The 18,244-nt window shown below is 71.3% G+C and carries 14 protein-coding genes; 2 read left to right on the top strand and 12 right to left on the bottom strand.

Annotated features, from left to right (window positions below):
• Positions 1-2: 2 nt before the first annotated feature.
• The 7 genes from FXO23_RS41785 to FXO23_RS41755 are packed head-to-tail and all read right to left on the bottom strand — an operon-like array spanning position 3 to position 7,249.
• Positions 3-263: a hypothetical protein gene (locus FXO23_RS41785; RefSeq protein WP_158892905.1), complete on the bottom strand. Its 261-nt coding sequence runs from the start codon at positions 261-263 to the stop codon at positions 3-5.
• A complete protein-coding gene (locus FXO23_RS41780; protein ID WP_158892903.1) occupies positions 260-2,314 on the bottom strand; it encodes an ATP-binding protein in 2,055 nt (684 codons plus the stop codon). The genes FXO23_RS41785 and FXO23_RS41780 overlap by 4 nt, the downstream gene beginning before the upstream one ends.
• Positions 2,314-3,585, bottom strand: a complete 1,272-nt coding sequence (locus FXO23_RS41775; protein ID WP_158892901.1) for a Pvc16 family protein — start codon at positions 3,583-3,585, stop codon at positions 2,314-2,316. The genes FXO23_RS41780 and FXO23_RS41775 overlap by 1 nt, the downstream gene beginning before the upstream one ends.
• The gene (locus FXO23_RS41770) at positions 3,582-4,361 is read right to left on the bottom strand and encodes a hypothetical protein (RefSeq protein ID WP_158892899.1); all 780 of its coding nucleotides are present in this window, start codon (positions 4,359-4,361) and stop codon (positions 3,582-3,584) included. The genes FXO23_RS41775 and FXO23_RS41770 overlap by 4 nt, the downstream gene beginning before the upstream one ends.
• Positions 4,358-5,068, bottom strand: coding sequence for a T4 family baseplate hub assembly chaperone (locus FXO23_RS41765; protein ID WP_158892897.1), 711 nt, complete (start codon positions 5,066-5,068; stop codon positions 4,358-4,360). The genes FXO23_RS41770 and FXO23_RS41765 overlap by 4 nt, the downstream gene beginning before the upstream one ends.
• Positions 5,069-5,072: 4 nt before the next feature.
• Complete coding sequence (locus FXO23_RS41760) at positions 5,073-5,597, bottom strand: phage tail protein (RefSeq protein ID WP_158892895.1); 525 nt, start codon at positions 5,595-5,597, stop codon at positions 5,073-5,075.
• Between the two features lie 20 nt (positions 5,598-5,617).
• Positions 5,618-7,249, bottom strand: coding sequence for a phage tail sheath family protein (locus tag FXO23_RS41755; RefSeq protein WP_158892893.1), 1,632 nt, complete (start codon positions 7,247-7,249; stop codon positions 5,618-5,620).
• A gap of 130 nt (positions 7,250-7,379) precedes the next feature.
• On the opposite strand from FXO23_RS41755, the gene FXO23_RS41750 reads away from it, so the two are divergent.
• On the top strand, positions 7,380-8,558 hold the full coding sequence (locus FXO23_RS41750; protein ID WP_158892891.1) for a DUF1015 family protein: 1,179 nt from the start codon (positions 7,380-7,382) through the stop codon (positions 8,556-8,558).
• Positions 8,559-8,716: 158 nt separating this feature from the next.
• A complete protein-coding gene (locus FXO23_RS41745) occupies positions 8,717-11,458 on the top strand; it encodes a ferritin-like domain-containing protein (protein ID WP_158892889.1) in 2,742 nt (913 codons plus the stop codon).
• A gap of 4 nt (positions 11,459-11,462) precedes the next feature.
• Here the strand turns inward: FXO23_RS41745 and FXO23_RS41740 are convergent, their stop codons facing one another.
• The 5 genes from FXO23_RS41740 to FXO23_RS41720 form a co-directional block, all read right to left on the bottom strand.
• A complete protein-coding gene (locus tag FXO23_RS41740) occupies positions 11,463-12,863 on the bottom strand; it encodes a tryptophanase (RefSeq protein WP_158892887.1) in 1,401 nt (466 codons plus the stop codon).
• On the bottom strand, positions 12,860-14,053 hold the full coding sequence (locus FXO23_RS41735) for a cation:proton antiporter (protein WP_158892885.1): 1,194 nt from the start codon (positions 14,051-14,053) through the stop codon (positions 12,860-12,862). Before FXO23_RS41735 ends, FXO23_RS41740 begins: the two co-directional genes overlap by 4 nt.
• A gap of 1 nt (position 14,054) precedes the next feature.
• Positions 14,055-15,458 carry a tryptophan 7-halogenase gene (locus FXO23_RS41730; RefSeq protein WP_158892883.1) on the bottom strand — a complete coding sequence of 468 codons (1,404 nt, stop codon included), beginning with the start codon at positions 15,456-15,458 and terminating at the stop codon, positions 14,055-14,057.
• Position 15,459: 1 nt separating this feature from the next.
• Entirely contained in the window at positions 15,460-17,190 is a 1,731-nt protein-coding gene (locus tag FXO23_RS41725) for an amino acid adenylation domain-containing protein (RefSeq protein WP_158892881.1), read from the bottom strand.
• A 368-nt stretch (positions 17,191-17,558) separates the two neighbouring features.
• The gene (locus FXO23_RS41720) at positions 17,559-18,224 is read right to left on the bottom strand and encodes a class I SAM-dependent methyltransferase (protein ID WP_158892879.1); all 666 of its coding nucleotides are present in this window, start codon (positions 18,222-18,224) and stop codon (positions 17,559-17,561) included.
• Positions 18,225-18,244: the final 20 nt, after the last annotated feature.

Genomic DNA, 18,244 nt, shown 5'->3' with positions numbered 1-18,244 from the left:
GGTCATCGCCCTTCCCCGGTCAGTCCACAGTGGATGGATCGGGCGAGGCTCCGGCCCAATGCGGCCGGACCACTCGCCGGGTCGAAGCGCAACGCGGGCGCGCCCAGCAGCCGCTCCCGGCGCGACCGCTGCCAGCTCCCCGGCGTCGCGGTGATCCGCCGGGCCAGTTCGGCGTGCAGGGCCTCTCGGACGGCCCTGGCCTGTCCCGGGGCGAGGCCCACGCCGTCCAGCACCACGCGGTCGATGGCCAGTTCGATCCTCATCGCGCGCCCGCCTCCTCCCACGCGAAGTCGTGTTCGCTGACCGGGAGCTCCAGCTTCTGGAACTCGGTGCGCGCGGCGTCCAGCACGGTCCGCATGGTGATCTCCGAACCCCCGGCGGCGGCCAGGAACGCGGCGTTGAGCGCGATGTTGCGGGTCATCCCGCCGCTGACCTGCAGCCGGGCCAGCCGGTCGTAGTCCAGTTCGCCCCGCGGCGCGCCCGCCGGGAAAGCCTTCTCCCACATGGCCCGCCGCTCGGCCAGCCCGGGGAACGGGAACTCGACGATGAACCGCAACCGGCGCAGAAAGGCCGAGTCCAGCGCGGTCCGCAGGTTGGTGGCCAGGATCGCCAGCCCGCGGTGCGCCTCCATCCGCTGCAGCAGGTAGTTGATCTCGATATTGGCGTACCGGTCGTGCGAATCCTTGACCTCGCTGCGCTTGCCGAACAGCGCGTCCGCCTCGTCGAAGAACAGGATCGCGCCTTCGGCCGCGTCGAACAGCCGTCGCAGGTTCTTCTCGGTCTCCCCGATGTACTTGCTCACCACCGCGGACAGGTCGATCCGGTACAGATCGAGCGCCAGCTGCTTGGCGACCACCTCGGCCGCCATGGTCTTGCCGGTGCCGCTCGGCCCGGTGAACAGCACGCTGATCCCGAGCCCGCGGGTGATCCGCTCGCCGAACCCCCAGTTCTCGTAGACGGTGGTGCGCTGCGCGACCTGGTCGGCGATCTGGCCGAGCAGCACCCGGCCCTGCTCCGGGAGCACGATGTCGTCCCAGCCCACCTTCGGTTCGAGGCGCTGGGCGAGCGCGTCCAGGCGGGGCCGGGTGCGGGCCCGGCACGCCTGCCACGCCTTCGCCGGGTCCCCGCCCGAAACGGCCGCCACCTCCAGGATCGCGGGCACTTCGAGGGCGAACTGGGCGGCCAGCGAATCGACGGCCTCGCCCGCCGCGGCCGGGCCGAGGAAGTCGCGCCACGCGACGGCGCGTTCGGCCGGGGTCGGGGACGCGACGTCCAGCACGAGCGACCGGCGCCCGAGATCCGACCAGCTCTCCCGGGCGGCGAACGCGGTGGGCCCGCTGACCCGGCCGAGGAACCGGCCCACCGGCGGCCGGGTCTGCGCGGAGTCGTCGGTGTCCTCGACGTCGAGGTACAGGGCGAGCGGCAGCAGGGTCGATTCGCGTTGCCACAGCCGGGCCAGCTGGTCGAGTTCGACCGGCTGGGCAGGCAGCAACGCGGCCGGGAGCCGGTAGGCGACCAGGCCCCTGGCCGCCGCCGCATGCGCGGTGACCAGTCGTTTGGCGTCCTCGTCGGGCCCGGCCAGTTGCACGATCGGACCGGCGGGCGAGTCCCGCCATCCCCGCGCGATCTCGTCGATCACTTCCTGCTGGGACGGCGGCAGCTCGAGCCCCTCGGCCGGGGTGAGCCGGGTGAGCAGCGGGGCCAGCCGCTCGTCGAGGTCGTTGAGCCCCTTGAGGTAGTTGACGATCCGCTCGTCCGCCCGCAGCGCGGCGGAGACCAGGCCCGGCCCGTTGTGCTGGGTGATCTCCACCAGCCGCCAGAACCGCAGGCCCTGCCGGGGCGAGACGACCTCCCAGGCCGGCTCGGGCAGGACGCCCAGGGCCAGCCCGAAGGTCGGGTGGGCCATCCGTTCGCTCCCGTGCGCCAGCGCGCACAGCTCACCGATCGACGGGTCCAGTTCGACCGCCGCGCAGAGCAGCAGGGTGTCCCGTTCGAACCGGGACAGGCCGAGCCGATCGGCGAGTTCCACGAGCGCGGGCGGCGGCGAGATCGCTCCTGCCCGCTCCACCTCGGCCGCGGCTTCGGCGAGTTCCGCGTCGGTGACCGGCGAGGCGGCCGGGGTGTCCACTGTGGAGGAAGTGGATCGGCCGAGTACTCGGGACATCCACCCGGACGGCTCCGGCGGGTGGACCAGCGGCACACTCCGGTTCTCGATGTTCCGGCGCAGCGACAGCCGCAGCCAGCCCAGCGAGGCCGCCAGGAAGGTCCCGTTGGCGGCCTCCCATTCGGCGCGGTCGGCGAGGTGTTCGGCCATCACTCCACCTTCGCCAGCTGCTCGGGGTCGAACCGGGGCTTCGCCCGCGACCGGTCGACCAGCGGGCTGTCCACCCCGCCGACCCGCAGCCGGATCAGGTAGTCGCCCGGCTGCGCCTTCGGCAGCACGAACCGCAGCGTGCCGCCGGAGACCGGTTCGTTGGCCACGGCCCGTACTTCGCGCAGCGCCCGGCCGTTGAGCAGGAACAACACCGGCTGCCCGGCCAGCACCGCGGGCGAGCAGGTGACCTGGAAGGTCGCGGTCCCGCCCACCCTCGCCACCCGCAGCGGCAGCTCGCTGGTGATCTTCGGGGCGAGCGCCAGCGGCACCTCGTTGGTGTAGGTCGTCGCCTCCTCAGCACCGGTGCCGGTGGTCAGGGCCAGCCCGACCGACCACAGCCCGGCCGCGTATTCGCCAGCGCTGGCGGCGGGCAGGGTGAACCGCACTTCGGTGCCGGTCGCGTCGCCTTCGGCCGGGGTGATCGAGCGCGGTTCGGCCAGCAGCGGATGGCTGAGCAGCACCCGCACGGTGCGCGCACCCAGGTTCACCCCGCGCAGCACCACCCGCCCGCCGACGACCGCGGAGGCCTGCTCGTGCTCCGCGCCTTCGTCGTCCACGGTGACCGGCACCGCCGCGGTGAGTTCCGGGAACGGCGATTCGACGTCTCCGCGCGCCACCGGTCCCTCGTCATGTTGCCCGCGTTTGAGCACCGGCACCGGGGTCCGCGGCGGTCGCCTGCTGTCGATCAGCACGGCCCGCACCTCGAACGCCGTGGACAGCCGGTACGGGGTCTGGAACGCGGACCACAGCGAGTAGATGTCCGCTTCCGCCAAGGGTTGCCAGGTGATCCGGATCCGGTCGAGCTGGCGGGCCACATCGCTGAACGGCGCGTTCGAGGCGAGTTCGGCGCGGCCGAGCACGGTGTGCTCGTGCAGCGCGCGGACCGCCAGCCCCAGCAGGCGGTGCGCGTCCCGGTCCTTGCCGTCGCGCACGTACGGCGTCATCAGGTACCGCAGCACCAGGGGCAGCGGCGGATCGCCGGTCTCCCCGGGCACCCGGTCCAACGCGTCCTCGTTGCGCAGCGAACCGTCCACTTCGGTCTGGTACAGGAACAGGTTCACCATCAGCTCGTCGGTGCCCGGCACCTCGTGCGGCGGTTTGGCGTCGACCCGGGCCCGGCCGTCGAATCCGTCGCCGCGACCGTTGACGCCGTCGGCCACCAGGCGGATCAGGGTGTGGGTGACGGCCTCGATGGCCCTCGCGTCGCTCATGCTCGGTCACCTCCCGCCCGCCCGCGCAGGTACTCGTCCAGGCTCAGCACGGGCCGCTTGCCCGGGTCCCGGCGCTTCGGCCGCTCGGCCTCGACGGCGGCCTTGACCTCGACCCGGCCGATGGTGATGTGCACGTCCGGTTCGCTCGGTTCCCGCCGGAGCGGGACCGGCGCGGCGACCGGGATCGGCGGCACCGCCGGAAATCCCGGTGCCACCGGCCGCACCGGATGCGAAGCGGGAGGCACGGGCGCCGGGGGCGGCTCCCTCGGATACGCGGGTTCCGGCGGTTCCGGCACGCGCACCGCGGACACCGGATGCGTCGCGGGCGCGGCGGCCGGGGGCGCGGTGTGGTGCACGATCTCGCGCACGGTCTCGACCCGGCGCTCCCCCGGAACCCGCACCGGGGCAGGCGTCTGCGGGGCGGTGGGGATCGGTGCGGGTTCTCCGGTCACCTGGTGGACCACCGCGGTGGGCGGGGCCTTCTCCCCGGTCGATTCCGCCGGGACCGGTGGCGGGGCGATCGGTTCCCGAACCACGGCGATCGGCGGCGCGGGCACGGGCGCCGGGGCAGGCGGTTCACCGCCGTTCCCGGCCGTGGTATCCACCGGCCGCGGCTCGTCCGTCCGTTGTGGACCCGGCTCGGAACCGGTGAAGGTTCCCATCGGCAGCGGCGGTTCGGCGCCGGCCGAGGTGATCGGCTCGAACAGCGAGGGCACCACCGGCCGGATCGGCGGCGCACCGGGCCTGCCGAGCAGGCGATCCACGAAATCCGTCATTGTCCCGCCATTTCCAGGTAGCACCGCCGCCGCGCCGGGCTCACCGCCAGCACCTCGCGCTCGGACCAGCCGTACACGGTGGCGAGCGCGTGCACCTCGTGCAGCAGCCGCCGGGCGTAGGCTTCCATTTCGGCCCACAGAAAAGCCGTGACGTCGAACGGCGAGCGCCATTCGTGGCCGCAGGACGCGCAGTCCAGGTCGAGCCGCACATCGGCCTGCGGGTCGCGGGTGGACAGTTCCGCCGCGACCGCGTCGAGCACTTCGTCGGGCACCTTCCGCGCCTTCCGGCCGCGCCGCCGCGCGCTGAGCACGCACCGCTCGAGCAGGCGCCGCCGCGCGTCCGGGAGGTCCCGGCGCACCGCGAGCAGGTCCCGGCTGGTGATCGGGCGGAACTCCACTTCGAAGCCGTGCGCGGTGATCCGGTTCTCCCCGTCCGGCGGCGGGGCGGCCCGCACGTCGTCCAGGCCGAGCTCCAGTTCGAGCTCCTCCTCGCACGACGGACAGGTCACCGCGCACGAGAAGGTGGCGCCGAAACACCTTTCCCGCAGTGCCAGCACGAATTCCTCCCGCCGGCCGACGCTGAGGTCGGCGACCGTGGCCGGCTCCGCCCCACCGGCGGTGGCCAGCGCCAGGGCCCGGCGGACCGGGCCCTGGCCCAGCGCCGCCTCCCAGGTCGCCAGCAGCCCGGCTTCGGTGAGCGCGGCCACGACGTCACGCCGGGTCTTCGAAGTTGACGTCCGGCGGCTCGGGCAGGTCCTCGCGCACCCAGCCCTCGTTCTCCAGCTTGACGTGCTGGATCGCCACCGCGTTCGCGTTCGCGTCCAAATCGGACACCGGCTGCCACTCCGAGACCCAGCAGTTGAAGACCTGGTACGAGAGCACCTTCTGCCCGCCCTCGTTGAACACGTCCACGATCAGGTCCCGGCGGAAGTCCTTGAGCGAGGTCTCCAGACCGCTGCCGGAGTTGTGGAAGCTCCACACCCGGTTCGCCCACTGCTCGAACACCTTGTCCGTGGTGACCCCGCGTTCCAGCGTGATCGCGTCGTACTCGGTGCGCCCGGGCAGTTTGAAGCTGGTGGCCGGATCGCCACCGGCCCGGTGCTTGACCACCTCGGTGGTCCGCTTGAACCCGGTGACCTTGCTGATCCCGAGGATGTACTCCGCTCCGCCGCTGAACTTCACCCGGAACCGGAAGTTCTTGTACGGATCGCGGCGTTTCGTCTTGCTGTCGGCCATGACTGGGCTCTCCCCTCGACCTAGACCTGGATCTGGCCGGCGAGTTGCTGGATGTGGATGATGACGAACTCGGCCGGCTTGAGCGGGGCGAAGCCGACGAGGATGTTGACGATCCCGCGGTCGATGTCGTTCTGCGGATTGTTCGTGCTGTCGCATTTGACCAGGTACGCCTCCTGCGGCGTGCGGCCCTGGAAGGCGCCCTGGCGGAACAGGTTGTTCATGAACGCGCCCACGTTGAGCCGGATCGAGGCCCACAGCGGTTCGTCGTTGGGTTCGAACACCACCCACTGGGTGCCGCGGAACAGGCTTTCCTCGATGAACAGCGCCAGCCGCCGCACCGGCAGGTACTTCCACTGGTCCGCCAGCACGTCCGCGCCGCGCCGGGTCCGGGCGCCCCAGACCACGTTGCCGACCACCGGGAACTGGCGCAGGCAGTTGACTCCGATCGGGTTGAGCAGACCGTTCTGCCGGTCGGTCATCGGCACGGTCAGATTGCTGACGCCGTTCAGCGAAGCCTCGGTGCCCGCCGGGGCCTTCCAGACGCCCCGCTGGACATCGGTGCGTGACCAGATCCCGGCGATCGCACCGCACGGCGGGAACGCTCGTTCCGCGTTCTCCTGCTTCGGATCCGGCTGGACTATCTGCGGGAAGTACAGCGCCGCGTTGCGCGTGGCCTCACCGCTCACCTTGAAGGTCGGGTCCTTCACCGCGGTCACGGCGGCGTTGACCGATGCCCAGTTCTTCTTCGGGTCCACGATCAGCATCGCCCGGCGCTCCACGCAGAGGTCCAGCGCCGGGGCGATGATGCTCGCCGCGCCGTCGATCTCACCCGGGGCGCCGGGGAGGCACAGCATGTTGAAGATATCGGTCTTCAGCAGCGCGTAGAGCCCGGTCTGCGCGTTCCGATCCCCCTTGTAGTCGCCGACCACCGGGGCCGGACCGTCTTCGCCGCCGGTCGCGGCCGTGTACCAGGCGTCCGCGCCCGTTCCCTTGCCGTCCTTGAACGGGTCCTCGCCCTCCTCGGGGCCGCCCGTCGCACCGGCGGCCTTGTGCGCGGTGGGCCGGCTGGTCTCCCCCGCCACTTCGCCGATCAGGCCGGAAGAGGCGATGACGTGTTTCAGGTTTCGCGGGCTCGCGGCCTCGATGCTGACGTTCAGATAGGTCTCGGTGGCACCGGTCTCGGCGTCCCGGATGGTCAGGTTGTAGAGCTTGCTGCCCGGATCCTCGGCAGTTCCGTAGTCGACGCGGGCCCGGAGGGAGTCGTTGGCCCACCTGCCGGGGCTGGCGGCTTTCAGAGTCACTCCCCCGGGCAGGGTGATCGTGGCCTCGCCGGCCGCCGGGGTCGGCGCCGCCTCCTCTTCTCCGGCATCGGCGGTGGACGCCGTCCGGTTGACCACCCGGACGATCTCGGCTTCGGCGCCGCCGTTCTGGAAGAACTGGAAGACCGCGTAGCTCATGTCGTGTTTCGGGTCGAGTCCGCCGAACTCCTGCTCGTAGTCGGCGAAACTGGTGATGTGCACCGGGCCTTTGACCGAACCGCGCGACGCGGTGCCGATGAAGGCCGCGATCGAAGTGGGCACCCCCACGATGGTGCGAACCGCGCTCGGCAGCTCGTCGATGTAGACGCCCGGATAGGTGGGACTGATGGGCATGGCCGTATCTCCCTTCGCAACGGCCGCGGCCGTGGAGGCCCACCCTGCTCGGTTGCCGTCACCGCGGCGTCACACCATCCGCATCTCACCGTTGCAGGCGTTTGTCAGCGCGCTCGGGCAAGATCGGGAGATGACCGAATGGGCCCAAGTGATCAAGAACGGGTGGGTGGCCACCGGCGCGGTCCCCGGACCCGGCATCGACGAGTTCGCCGCGGCCGGTGAGGTGGTCGCGGCGCTCGCCGGTCCGCGGGGGGCGGGCGACACGTTGCTGGCCGTGCAGCATCCGCACCGCACACCCGAGGCCCGCGCGCGCGGCCTGTCCCTCACCGACGCCCTGCCCCTGGCCCGCCGGGCACTGGACCGGCTCCGGACCACCGCCTACCGGCGGGTGACCGATTTCGTGGCCCCCTACCGGGTGGACGGTCCGGACGGGACGGCCATCGGGGTGCTGTGCCTGGTCGATCCCGCCGCGGTCGACGGGCACGGAATGTCCCGTGTGCGGCACAGCGAACAGGTCTACCCCCAGGTGGTCGCCGAACGCGCCGCGATGCTCGCCGGGCTGGGCTGCGCGACCAGCGCGGCGATGCTCGTCCCGGTGTCCGGCGGCGAGGGGTTGACCGCGACCGTCCAGCGGATCGTCGGCGCGCTCGGCGCGCCCGCGGTGTCGACGACGGACGCCGCGGGAAGGACCCACCGGCTGTGGCTGCTCGGCCCGGGCACCGACCAGGACACCCTGCTCACCGAGGTGCGGCGGCATCCGCTGGTGGTCGCCGACGGGAACCACCGCCTGGCGGCGACCGTCCGGGCTTCGTCGAACCTGCTCGCCCTGATCACCGCGGGCCCGGCGCTGCGGATCGGCTCGATCCACCGGGTCCTCACCGGCACCGGGCTCACCGCGGCCGATCTCGTCCAAGCCTGGCAGCGCGCGGGCCTGAACGTCCGGACGATCGACGAACCGGCCACGCCCGCCGAACCGGGCGGCGTCACGGTCCGGACGCCAGCGGCGAACCTGCGGGTCGATCTGCCCGCCCCCGGGCCGGGCGAGCCGCTGCCCCGGATCGACCACGCCCTGGTCGAACAACTGCTCATCGGCGACGCGCTGGGCATCGACCCCCAGGGCCCGCACGTGCACCCGCTGCCCGCCGGACATGCCACGGACCAGGAGGCGGACGCGGTGCTCCAGCTCGCCCCGGTCCCCTTCGCCGACGTCCTCGCCGTCCACCGGCAGGGCCGCCGGATGCCCCGCAAGAGCACCTACTTCACCCCGAAACCGCAAAGCGGACTGCTCCTGGCCGATCTCACCGGTTAGGGCGATCCCCAGAATCCGGGTGCGGGGTCCGCGGTCCCGGATTCGGGGGCGGTTCCTCCGGCCGTCTTCGCTACGGTGGGGGTCGGCAGCGAATCAGACAGCCGGGGCGAGGGGGCCGCCCGGTGACGCGGCTGTCGATATTTTGGGGGGTGCAAGCAATGTCGTACCTGAGTTTTCCACGACTTCATTTCTCCGGCAGTTACCAAGCAGATCCCTCGACGATCAACAACAAACCCGAAAGGTACGACATCGATCTTTTCCAGCCCCGCTTCCAGCGCGAACCTTTCGGCGGCTGGAATCCGAAAGGCACCGGCGCCTTACGATTCCAGAACGTATCGATCACCAGCGCGTTCCACGCGGACGGCCGCAGCGCCGCCCCGAACCCGACCGATCCCGCGGTCGACGGCTCCCTGATCGACGGCGGTTCGCAGGTCAGCGCGAAACTGGTGGACCTGGACCCGGAACAGCAACTCGTTTCGCAGATCTGGGGCCTGGAACTCCAATTGGTCGACGCGACCGGCCGGGTGGTCTGCCGCGGCGATTTCACACCGACTTCGTTCGCCGACATCTGGAATCGCGGCCCGAAAACCGGCGAGATCGTCCCGTTCGGCGCGAGCTACCAGTCCGTTCTCACCGACGTTCGGTGGCTGGATACCAGCGGCTCACCGTTCCTCGACGAATTGCGGGAAACCACCGCGGACGGATTGCTGTCCATCAAGTTCAACCTCGACGGATTTCAGGGCGACGATCAGTCGCCGGACTTCACGTTCGGGCGGATCGTCGGCTCGATCGGCGCCTACCAGCCGGGTGAGCCCACCGCCTTCGTCGCCGCCCGCCGGTTGCGGCCGCAGCCGGGTTCGACGCTCAACGACGCGCCCTGCCGCCTGGACGAGGCAACCGGCACGGTGCTGCTCGATCTGGGCAACAGCCTGCCCACCGTGACCGCCGGTGGCAACCTGGTCGACCTCGGCGAGTTGCACCTGGCGGTGCTCCCCGCGCACGGCCGCCCCGTGCGGCTGGCGCCGCTGGACGGCATCGACGACCGCTTCTACCGCGAACGCGCCGGTGTCGCCGCGATCCGCCTCGAGCGCGAACACCTCGCGCTCGCGGCCGAGAACCGGTTGGCGGTGCTGGATTCCGCGGCCACGCCCAAGGTTCTCCTGGCGGAGAACGCGGAAGCCGGCTTCCTGCGCGCGAACGAGTTCACCTTCCGCCTCTACCCCGAACAACCGCACGACACCACGTCCACCACCCTGGTCGCGACCAGGTTCGGCCGTCCGGCGGCGCGCGAGCGGATCTTCGTGACCGACCCCAGCGGCACCGCGCCCCTCAAGTTCCCGGCCAGCGTGGTGACCGACGAGAACGGCCGGGCGGAACTGACCGTCACCGCCACCGATCCGGGCAATCCGCGCGGGCCGCTCGACGGCCTGTTCTGCGCGCTGGAGTACACCTGGTCCGCGCAGCCGGACGGGCCGCCGAGCTTCCCCGCACCGCACCGGCAGCTGAACATCCTGGTGCAGAGCCGGTTCACCGGTCCGGACCGGCCCACCTGGGTCACCGACGTGCAGCCGATCTTCCAGCAGTACGCCAACCTCTACCCGGTCATGCGGGACGTCTTCGATCTGGCCAACTACCACCACGTGGTCGCCTACCGGCACCGGATCCGGAAGTCGCTGCTGGCGCCCCGGGAGTCGCCCGGCCACATGCCGGTCACCCGGGATCTCTCCCCCGGCAAGCGGGACATGATCGTGCGCTGGCTCGGCATCGAACCCGAACCGCCGATGCTGGAACTGGACACGGTCGAGGAGTTGCGGCGGGTGCTGCAGCAGGCGCTCGCCGTGGAGCACTCGACGATCCCGGTGTACCTGACCGCGCTGTTCTCGCTCAAGAACGACCGCAACCTCGAGGTCGCCCGCATCATCCGCGGGGTCGTCCTCGAAGAGATGCTGCACATGGCGCTGGTCGGCAACATCCTCAACGCGGTCGGCGGCACACCGGTGATCGGGCGGCCGGGTTTCGTGCCGGTCTATCCGGGGCCGCTGCCCGGCGGCGTCCTGCCGAGCCTGCGGGTGTCCCTGCGCAAATGCTCCATCGAACACATTCGGGACGTGTTCCTGGCGATCGAGCAACCCGAATACCCGACGGTCGCGGGCGCCCCGTTCACCGGGGCGGTGATCGCGCCGGACACCTTCACCCTGGACGACTCGGGGATGCTGCTCGACAGCGACGACGACGCGATGTCCACTTTGGAAAAGTGGTACGTCGACGCCGAGTACAACCCGTTCACCATCGGCTGGTACTACAACCAGCTGGCGATGGCGATCATCCGCCTCGACGACCAGCTCCGCGCCCGCGGCGGCACCCTGTTCACCGGCGATCCCGCCCGCCAGGTCCGCTGGCCCGGCGCGCCCGGAACGCTCTACCAGGTCACCGACCGGCGCTCGGCGTTGCTGGCCATCCACGAGATCATCGAGCAGGGCGAGGGCAGCCCGCACGACGTCGACTCGGCCGAGCACGTCCGCGACCGCGAGGAATTCGGGCACTACTACCGCTTCAAGGAAATCGTCGAGGGGCGGGAACTGATCCGCGACGCGCAGGGCAAGTGGGTGTTCGAAGGGGCGCCGATCCCGTTCGACCCGGACGGCGTGCACCCGATGGTGGACAACCCGGACACCTACGCGTTGCCGGAGAACACCCCGGCGCGGGCGGCCTCCCAGCTGTGCGACCGGGTCTACGCCGAACTGCTGTCCACCCTGCACCAGGTCTTCAACGGGCAGCCGGGGAAGCTGGGCGACGCGGTCGGGCTGATGTACTCGGTCCAGGTGCAGGCCAAGAAGCTGCTGTCCTTGCCGTCCGCACCGGGCGCGGATACCGTCGCCGGGCCGAGTTTCCAGGTGTGATCGGCTACTCGGCGAAGATGGAGGCGCCCGCGACGGGTGCGAACCGCGCCTGGAAGAACCTCAGGTGGGGCGGTTCGTGGGTGAAGGTGAGGCCGCGGGCGATGGCGTCCCGGTGGTCGTGGACACCGATCACGCTGTCGGCCACGTGGTCGATGTGGCTCCGGGTGTACACGCGGCGCGGCACGGCCAGGCGCAGCAGCTCGAGCGCCGGGAAGCGGTTCCGGCCGGTGAGCGGATCCCGTCCGGCCGAGACCGCACCCCGTTCGACCCCGCGGATTCCGGCGTCCACGTAGACCGCGGCGGCGAGCGTCTGGCCGGGGAACTGGTCGCGGGGAAGGTGGGCCAGCGTGGCGGCGGCGTCGATGCACACGCAGTGGCCACCGATCGGCCGGAGCACCGGCACACCCGCGTCGCGCAGGCGCCGCCCGAGGTACTCGAGCTGGGCGACGCGGGCGGCGATCATGCTCTCCTCCACGGATTCGGCGATGCCCTGGGCGATCGCCTCCATGTCGCGCCCGGCCATTCCGCCGTAGGTGTGCAATCCCTCGAAGAGCAGGACGAGGCCGCGTGCCTGTTCGGCGAGTTCGGCGTCGCGCAGGGCGATCCAGCCGCCGATGTTGGCGAAGCTGTCCTTCTTCGCGGACATCACCGCGCCGTCGGTCGGGGCGCACAGGGCGAGCAGGATCTCCGCGACGGATCGCCGCGCCCAGCCCGGTTCGCGTTGCTTGACGAACCACGCGTTCTCCACCGCGCGGGCGGTGTCCAGGAAGACCGGGATTCCGTGGTGGTGGGCGAGTTCGCAGACCTCGGTGAGGTTCGCGACGCTGATGGGTTGCCCGCCCGCCATGTTGACCGTCGCCGCGACCGAGACGTACGGGATGTTCGCGGGCCCGCACGCGTCGAGGACGGCCCGGAGCTTGTCGAGGTCCACGTTGCCCTTGAAGGGATGTTCGGAGACCGGGTCGTGGGCTTCGTCGATGATCACGTCGTGGAAGGTGGCGCCGTTGAGTTCCTGGTGCGCGCGGGTGCTGGGGAAGTACATGTTGCCGGGCACATGGGTGCCGGGGCGGATCAGGCAGCGGGACAGGATGTTCTCGCCGCCGCGTCCCTGGTGGACCGGGATGACGTGCGGGTAGCCGTAGTGGGCGCGGACCGCCTCTTCGAAGACGTAGAAGCTGCGCGCCCCGGCGTAGGCCTCGTCGCCGCGCATCAGGGCCGACCACTGGCGGTCGGACATCGCGTTGGTGCCGGAATCGGTGAACAGGTCGACGTAGACGTCCTCGGAACGCAGCAGGCACGGATTCCACCCGGCGGCGCGGAGGGCCCGTTCGCGGTACGCCCGCGTGGTCGCGCGGATGGGCTCGACCATCTTGATGCGCCAGGGTTCCGGCGGGTAGGCGATCATTTCACGGCACCTCTTTCCCGGGCGGCCCGGGCGGGATGGCCCAGGCGGTTGAGCAGCGGACCGGTCATCGCGGTGGTGATCAGGGCCATCGCGACCATCGCGGTGTAGAAGGCGCCGTCGATCACGCCGAGGCTCAGGCCGATGCTGACGAAGACGAGTTCGGTGATGCCGCGGGTGTTCATCAGGGCGGCGAACACCGCGGCGGGGCGCGGTGGCTGCCGGGCGATCCGCGCACCCAGGTAGCTCCCGCCGAACTTCCCGAGCACCGCGACCGCGACCACCGCGGCGGCCTCCAGCACCAGCGGGGCGTCGAACCGGGACAGGTCCACCCGGCGCCCGACCATGACGAAGTAGAGCGGCACGAACAGCGACGCGGTGGGCACCACGAGTTCGGCCGGAAGGATCGCGGCGGACGAGCGACCGACCGCCAGCCCGGTGAGGAAGGCGCCGATGGCGCTGTGCAGGCCCGCCATCTCGGTCGCGGCCCCACCGGCGCAGGCGATGGTGACCATGAGAGTGGCGGCCGCCGGACCGGTGAGCCGCGCCGCCACGCGGCCGAACCAGGGATGCGCGAGCACGGCGATGGACAGCAGGATCGGGACGATCAGGACCAGGGACCAGATCCGGGAACCGCCGTGCAGCGAACCGGCGACCAGGGCGAGCGCGATGTAGGCGCAGACGTCGCTCAGCGCGGCGGCGCTGAGCGCGCGTTGCCCGTCCGAGTCGACGAGCATGCCGCGTTCGGCGAGGATCCGCGCGAGCACCGGGAACGCCGTGATGGCCATGGCGGCCCCGGCGAACAGCACGAACGCCGCCGTGCCCGCGGGTGCGTGCCGCGCGGCGAGCCACCACGCGAGCAGGACCCCGAGGCCGAACGGGACCACCGCCGCGCCGAGGGCCGGCACCACGGCCGCGGTCATCCGGCGGAGCGTCAGCAGGGGCGCCAGCCGGGCGCCGATGCAGAACAGGAACAGCACCAGCCCCACCTGCGCGATCGTGTCCACTGTGGAGTCCAGCCGGGCCGGGAAGGTCCGGATCCCGGCGGCCGAGAGCGTCAGGCCGAGCAGCAGGCCGAAGATGATCTCCCCGACCACCGCGGGCTGCCCGATCCTGGTGACGAGCGAGCCGAAGACCCTCGTGAGGCCGAGCAGGAGGGCCAGCGTGCCCAGCAGGAGCGCGAGGTCGGACATGTCAGACCTCGGTCCGCTCGGGCACGACCCACCGGCGTCCGTTCAGGGACGGCACGAGGCCGCCCGGGAACATCGGCGGCTCGAGTCCGGCGGCCTCGCCCAGCATGCCGCGCAGCTGGAGGTTCGCGCCCTCGGCGAGCACCGCGCCCAGCGCCGCCTGATCGAGCACGCCCTCCGGTGGTTCGCGGGAGAAGTCACCGGCGGACACCCCGGCGACCAGATCGACGAACGCCTCCAGCCGCGTGCCCCGGTGTTCGGTGATCCGGCGGGCCTGCTGGAAGTAGGTCTGCGCGTCGGTCCGCTGATCGTAGAACGCGATGAGGAAATCGCGGAACAACGCGAACTCCCGGCGGTAGCGGGCCTCGAACTCCGCGAAGCAGCGGTCCTCGTCCAGCCCGGCCAGCACGCTGTTGATCGACCGGGCCGCCAGCAGCGCGCTGTAGGTGGCCAGGTGCACCCCCGAGGAGAACACCGGGTCGATGAAGCACGCGGCGTCGCCCACGAGCACCATGCCCGGCGCCCACAGCACCGACCGGTCGTACGAATAGTCCTTGCGCACGCGCAGCCGGTCGTACGGCGGCTCCGCGGCGCGGCGCGCGGTGCGCAGGAAGCGCGCGATCATCGGGCAGTCCCCGATCAGCGCCGCGTAGGCGCGGTCCGGGTCGCCCTGGACCCGGGCGGCGGCTTCGCGCTTGACCACCGCGCCGACGCTGGTCAGCGTGGCGGACAGCGGGATGTACCAGAACCAGCCGTCCGGGAACGCGACGCACAGGATGTTGCCGGAGTTGGGCGCGGGCATGCGGTGGCCGCCGACGAAGTACCCGAACAGCGCGAGGTTGCGGAAGAACGGCGAATACTCCCGCGTCCCGCCGACCTCGTGGTGCAACCGGCTGCCGTGCCCCGAGGCGTCCACCACGAACCGCGCCGCGGCCGTCCGCTCGGCTCCCCCGGGGTCGACATACCGCACCTCGCCGATCCGGCCGGATTCCCGGAGCACGCCCACCGCGCGATGTCCCTGCCGCACCTCGACCCCGAGCCGCTCGGCGTTGTTCAGCAGCAACTGATCGAACCGGCAACGTTCGACCTGGTAGGCGTACGAGGTGGGGCCGGCCATCCGTTCCGACGCCGCGAACGCGAAGGTCCACGGTTCGGGGTCGCTTCCCCAGCTGAACGTCCCGCCGCGCTTGCGGACGAACCCGGCGCGTTCGATCTGCTCGCGGACGCCCAGCATCGCGCAGATCCCGTGGACCGTGGCGGGCAGCAGGGATTCGCCGATCTGGTAGCGGGGGAACACCTCCTTGTCGAGCAGCAGTACCCGGTGCCCCTCCAGCGCGGTGAGCGCGGCCGCCGTCGAACCGCCGGGGCCACCGCCCACCACGATCACGTCGAAGTCGTCGGCTGGCATGTCATGGCTCCTTCACCGTCTCGCGCCGCCGCGCGGACACCAGCTGGGCGAGCTGGCCGACCGTGGGGTGGCGAAGGACATCGCGTAACGAACACGGCACTCCGTCGGCCCGCAGCCGGGCCGCGACCGCGGCGGCCAACAGGCTGTGCCCGCCGAGTTCGAAGAAATCGGCCTGGGCGTTCACCGCGCGGACACCGAGCACCGCCTGGTAGGCCGCGGCGACCAGTTGCTGCGCGGGAGTCAAGTGCTCGGCGGGTCCGCGCGGTCTGATCGGGACGGACGGCAAAGCCGCTCGATCGATCTTCCCGTTGCGCCCCAGCGGCATCGCCTCCAGCGGAACGATCCGGGACGGCAGCAGGTATTCGGGTAGCACCTCGCGCAGCCGATCGCGAAGCCCGCACACCCCCGGGGCGAGCACGACGTAGGCGACCAGCCGGAGATCCCGGCCCACGCCTTCGGCACGCACCACCGCCTGGCGCACCCCGGGCAACCCCAGCAGGGCGTGCTCGGCATCGCCCGGCTCGACGCGGTACCCGCGGATCTTGACCTGGTCGTCGGCCCGGCCGAGCCACTCCAGGCGGCCGTCGGTACGGCGGCGGCACAGGTCCCCGGTCCGGTACCAGCGTCCGGACCGCTCGACGAACCGGTTCGCGGTCAGTTCCGGCCGGTTCAGGTACCCGATGGCCAGGCACGCCCCGCCGACGAGCAACTCCCCCGGCTCGCCGTCCGGCACCGGGCGCAGATCCGCGTCGACGACCTGGGCACGCGTGTGGCGGATCGGGCGTCCGATCGCCGGATCCGCGCACTCGGCGAGCCGGCACGACGTCGTGAACACGGTGCATTCGGTCGGCCCGTAGAGGTTCACCGCGGTCATCCCGGGCACCGCCCGCAACCGCGACCACAACGACCGGCCGACCGCCTCGCCGCCCATCAGCAGCAGGCCGGGCCGGGTGTCCTCGGCGAGGAGGCCGCGGTCGGCCAGCGCCGCGACGAACGCGGGCCCGACTTCCACCACCGGCATCCGGCTTTCCCGCAGGAACCCGAGATAGCGGTCCGGGTCGCCCCGCACCTCCTCGGGGATCAGGTGCACCTCGTACCCGCCGACCAGCCACAGCAACGGATCGAACGACGCGTCGAAGGCCAGCGGCTGCCCGTGCGCCACCCGGCTGCCCGGCGCGGCGAGCGGGAAGAAGCGCGCGGACAGTTCGCGGTAGAGGTTGACCAGGCTCGCGTTGCCGACCAGAACTCCCTTGGGCAGTCCGGTGGAACCGGAGGTGTAGACGAGGTAGGCCGCACCCTCCGCCGCCTGGCACAACGGTTCCGGCCGGTAACCCGCGAGGTCCGCCCGCCACCGTTCGGCGTCCAGCGTGATCCGCTCCCCCACCCCGGGCGCCTCAGTGAGATCAGTGAGATCGGTGAGCAGCACCGCCGGGCGCGCGTCGGCCAGGATCACCTCCCGGCGGGCCCGGGGCAGGGACGGATCGAGGGCGAGATAGGTCGCGCCCGTCTTCGCCGCCGCCAGCAGGGCCAGCACCGCGCACACCGAACGGGACATCGCGCACGCGACCACCGTGCCCGGCGCCGCGCCGGCCGAGCGCAGGAGGTGACCCAGCCGGTTGCTCCACCGATCGAGCTCCCGGAAACTCCACGCCACACCGTCCGCCACCAGCCCGGTGTCCGAAGGGGACGCCGCGGCGCGGCGCTCGAACAACTCCCACCATCCGGCCGCCATGATCCTTCCCAACTTCGGAAAGGGCGTCAACGACCACAGCGTCTACATTGGACAGACACTCGACGGCAGCATGAACTTGGGGACCCTTTTCCGCGTATGCCTAAAGAGGACAGAATTCACCACGGGCCATGACCGCCTCGCGGAGCACGCGACGACCACGCCCTCAAATACCGTGCTATTTGAAATCGCAGCCGCACCATCCGCGGCGCCCGGCAGGGGGTCTCCCGGCCCGGCGCCACCGCCGATGGTGCGTACCAGGCAAGCTGATCAAGAAAGCGTAAGTCCAATTACACCGTTCGGGGTAACGAGCGCGTTGCGAACGGATCGCATATCACGGTGGGTGATAACCCACCGGATATGCCCGCCGGTCAGGCGTGCCGGGCCCGCATCCAGAGGAACAGCGGGAACTCCGGGGTCTCGATGTCCGACGGCTCGCGGAGTGCCTCGATCACCAGACCCGCGTCCTCCAGCGCGCGGGTGTACGCGGACAGCGGGCGGCGCCAGCCGTCGAACACCATGCGCAGCCCGCCTTGTTCCACCTCGGTGTGGAACCGCACGGTCCTGAGGTAGTCGCCGTCCATGCAGCGTTCGGCGTCCGCGATCGGATGCACGAGCGAGAGGCACAGCCGTCCGCCCGGCCGCAGCACCCGGGCCGCCTCGCGCACCACGGCCGCCGCGTCCGGCACGTCCATCAGCATGTTGTAGGAAACGACCAGATCGAACTCGTCGTCGGCGAAGGGCAGGTCGGCGGCGTCCGCCCGGCGGTAGTCACCGTCCGGATCGGCCTCCCGAGCCGCGGCGAGCAGATCCGCCGAGGCGTCCACGGCGGTGACCCGATGACCGCGCGCGGCGAGGTCGCGGACCACCCGGCCCTCGCCGCAGCCCATATCCAAAGTGGACTCCCCCGGCGCGGGCACCAATTCGAAGAACGCGTCGCGGTAATGCCAGTAAGCGTCGTGCCCGGGCTCGCGAGCCCAGGCGATCCAGTTCGCGGCCTGTTCGTCCCAGTGATTCACGGTACCTGTATCAGTCACCGAAAAACGGTACCATCGTC

The organism is Amycolatopsis anabasis, from assembly GCF_009765355.1.
Taxonomy (GTDB): domain Bacteria; phylum Actinomycetota; class Actinomycetes; order Mycobacteriales; family Pseudonocardiaceae; genus Amycolatopsis; species Amycolatopsis anabasis.
This window is presented reverse-complemented; position numbering and strand designations above follow the sequence as displayed.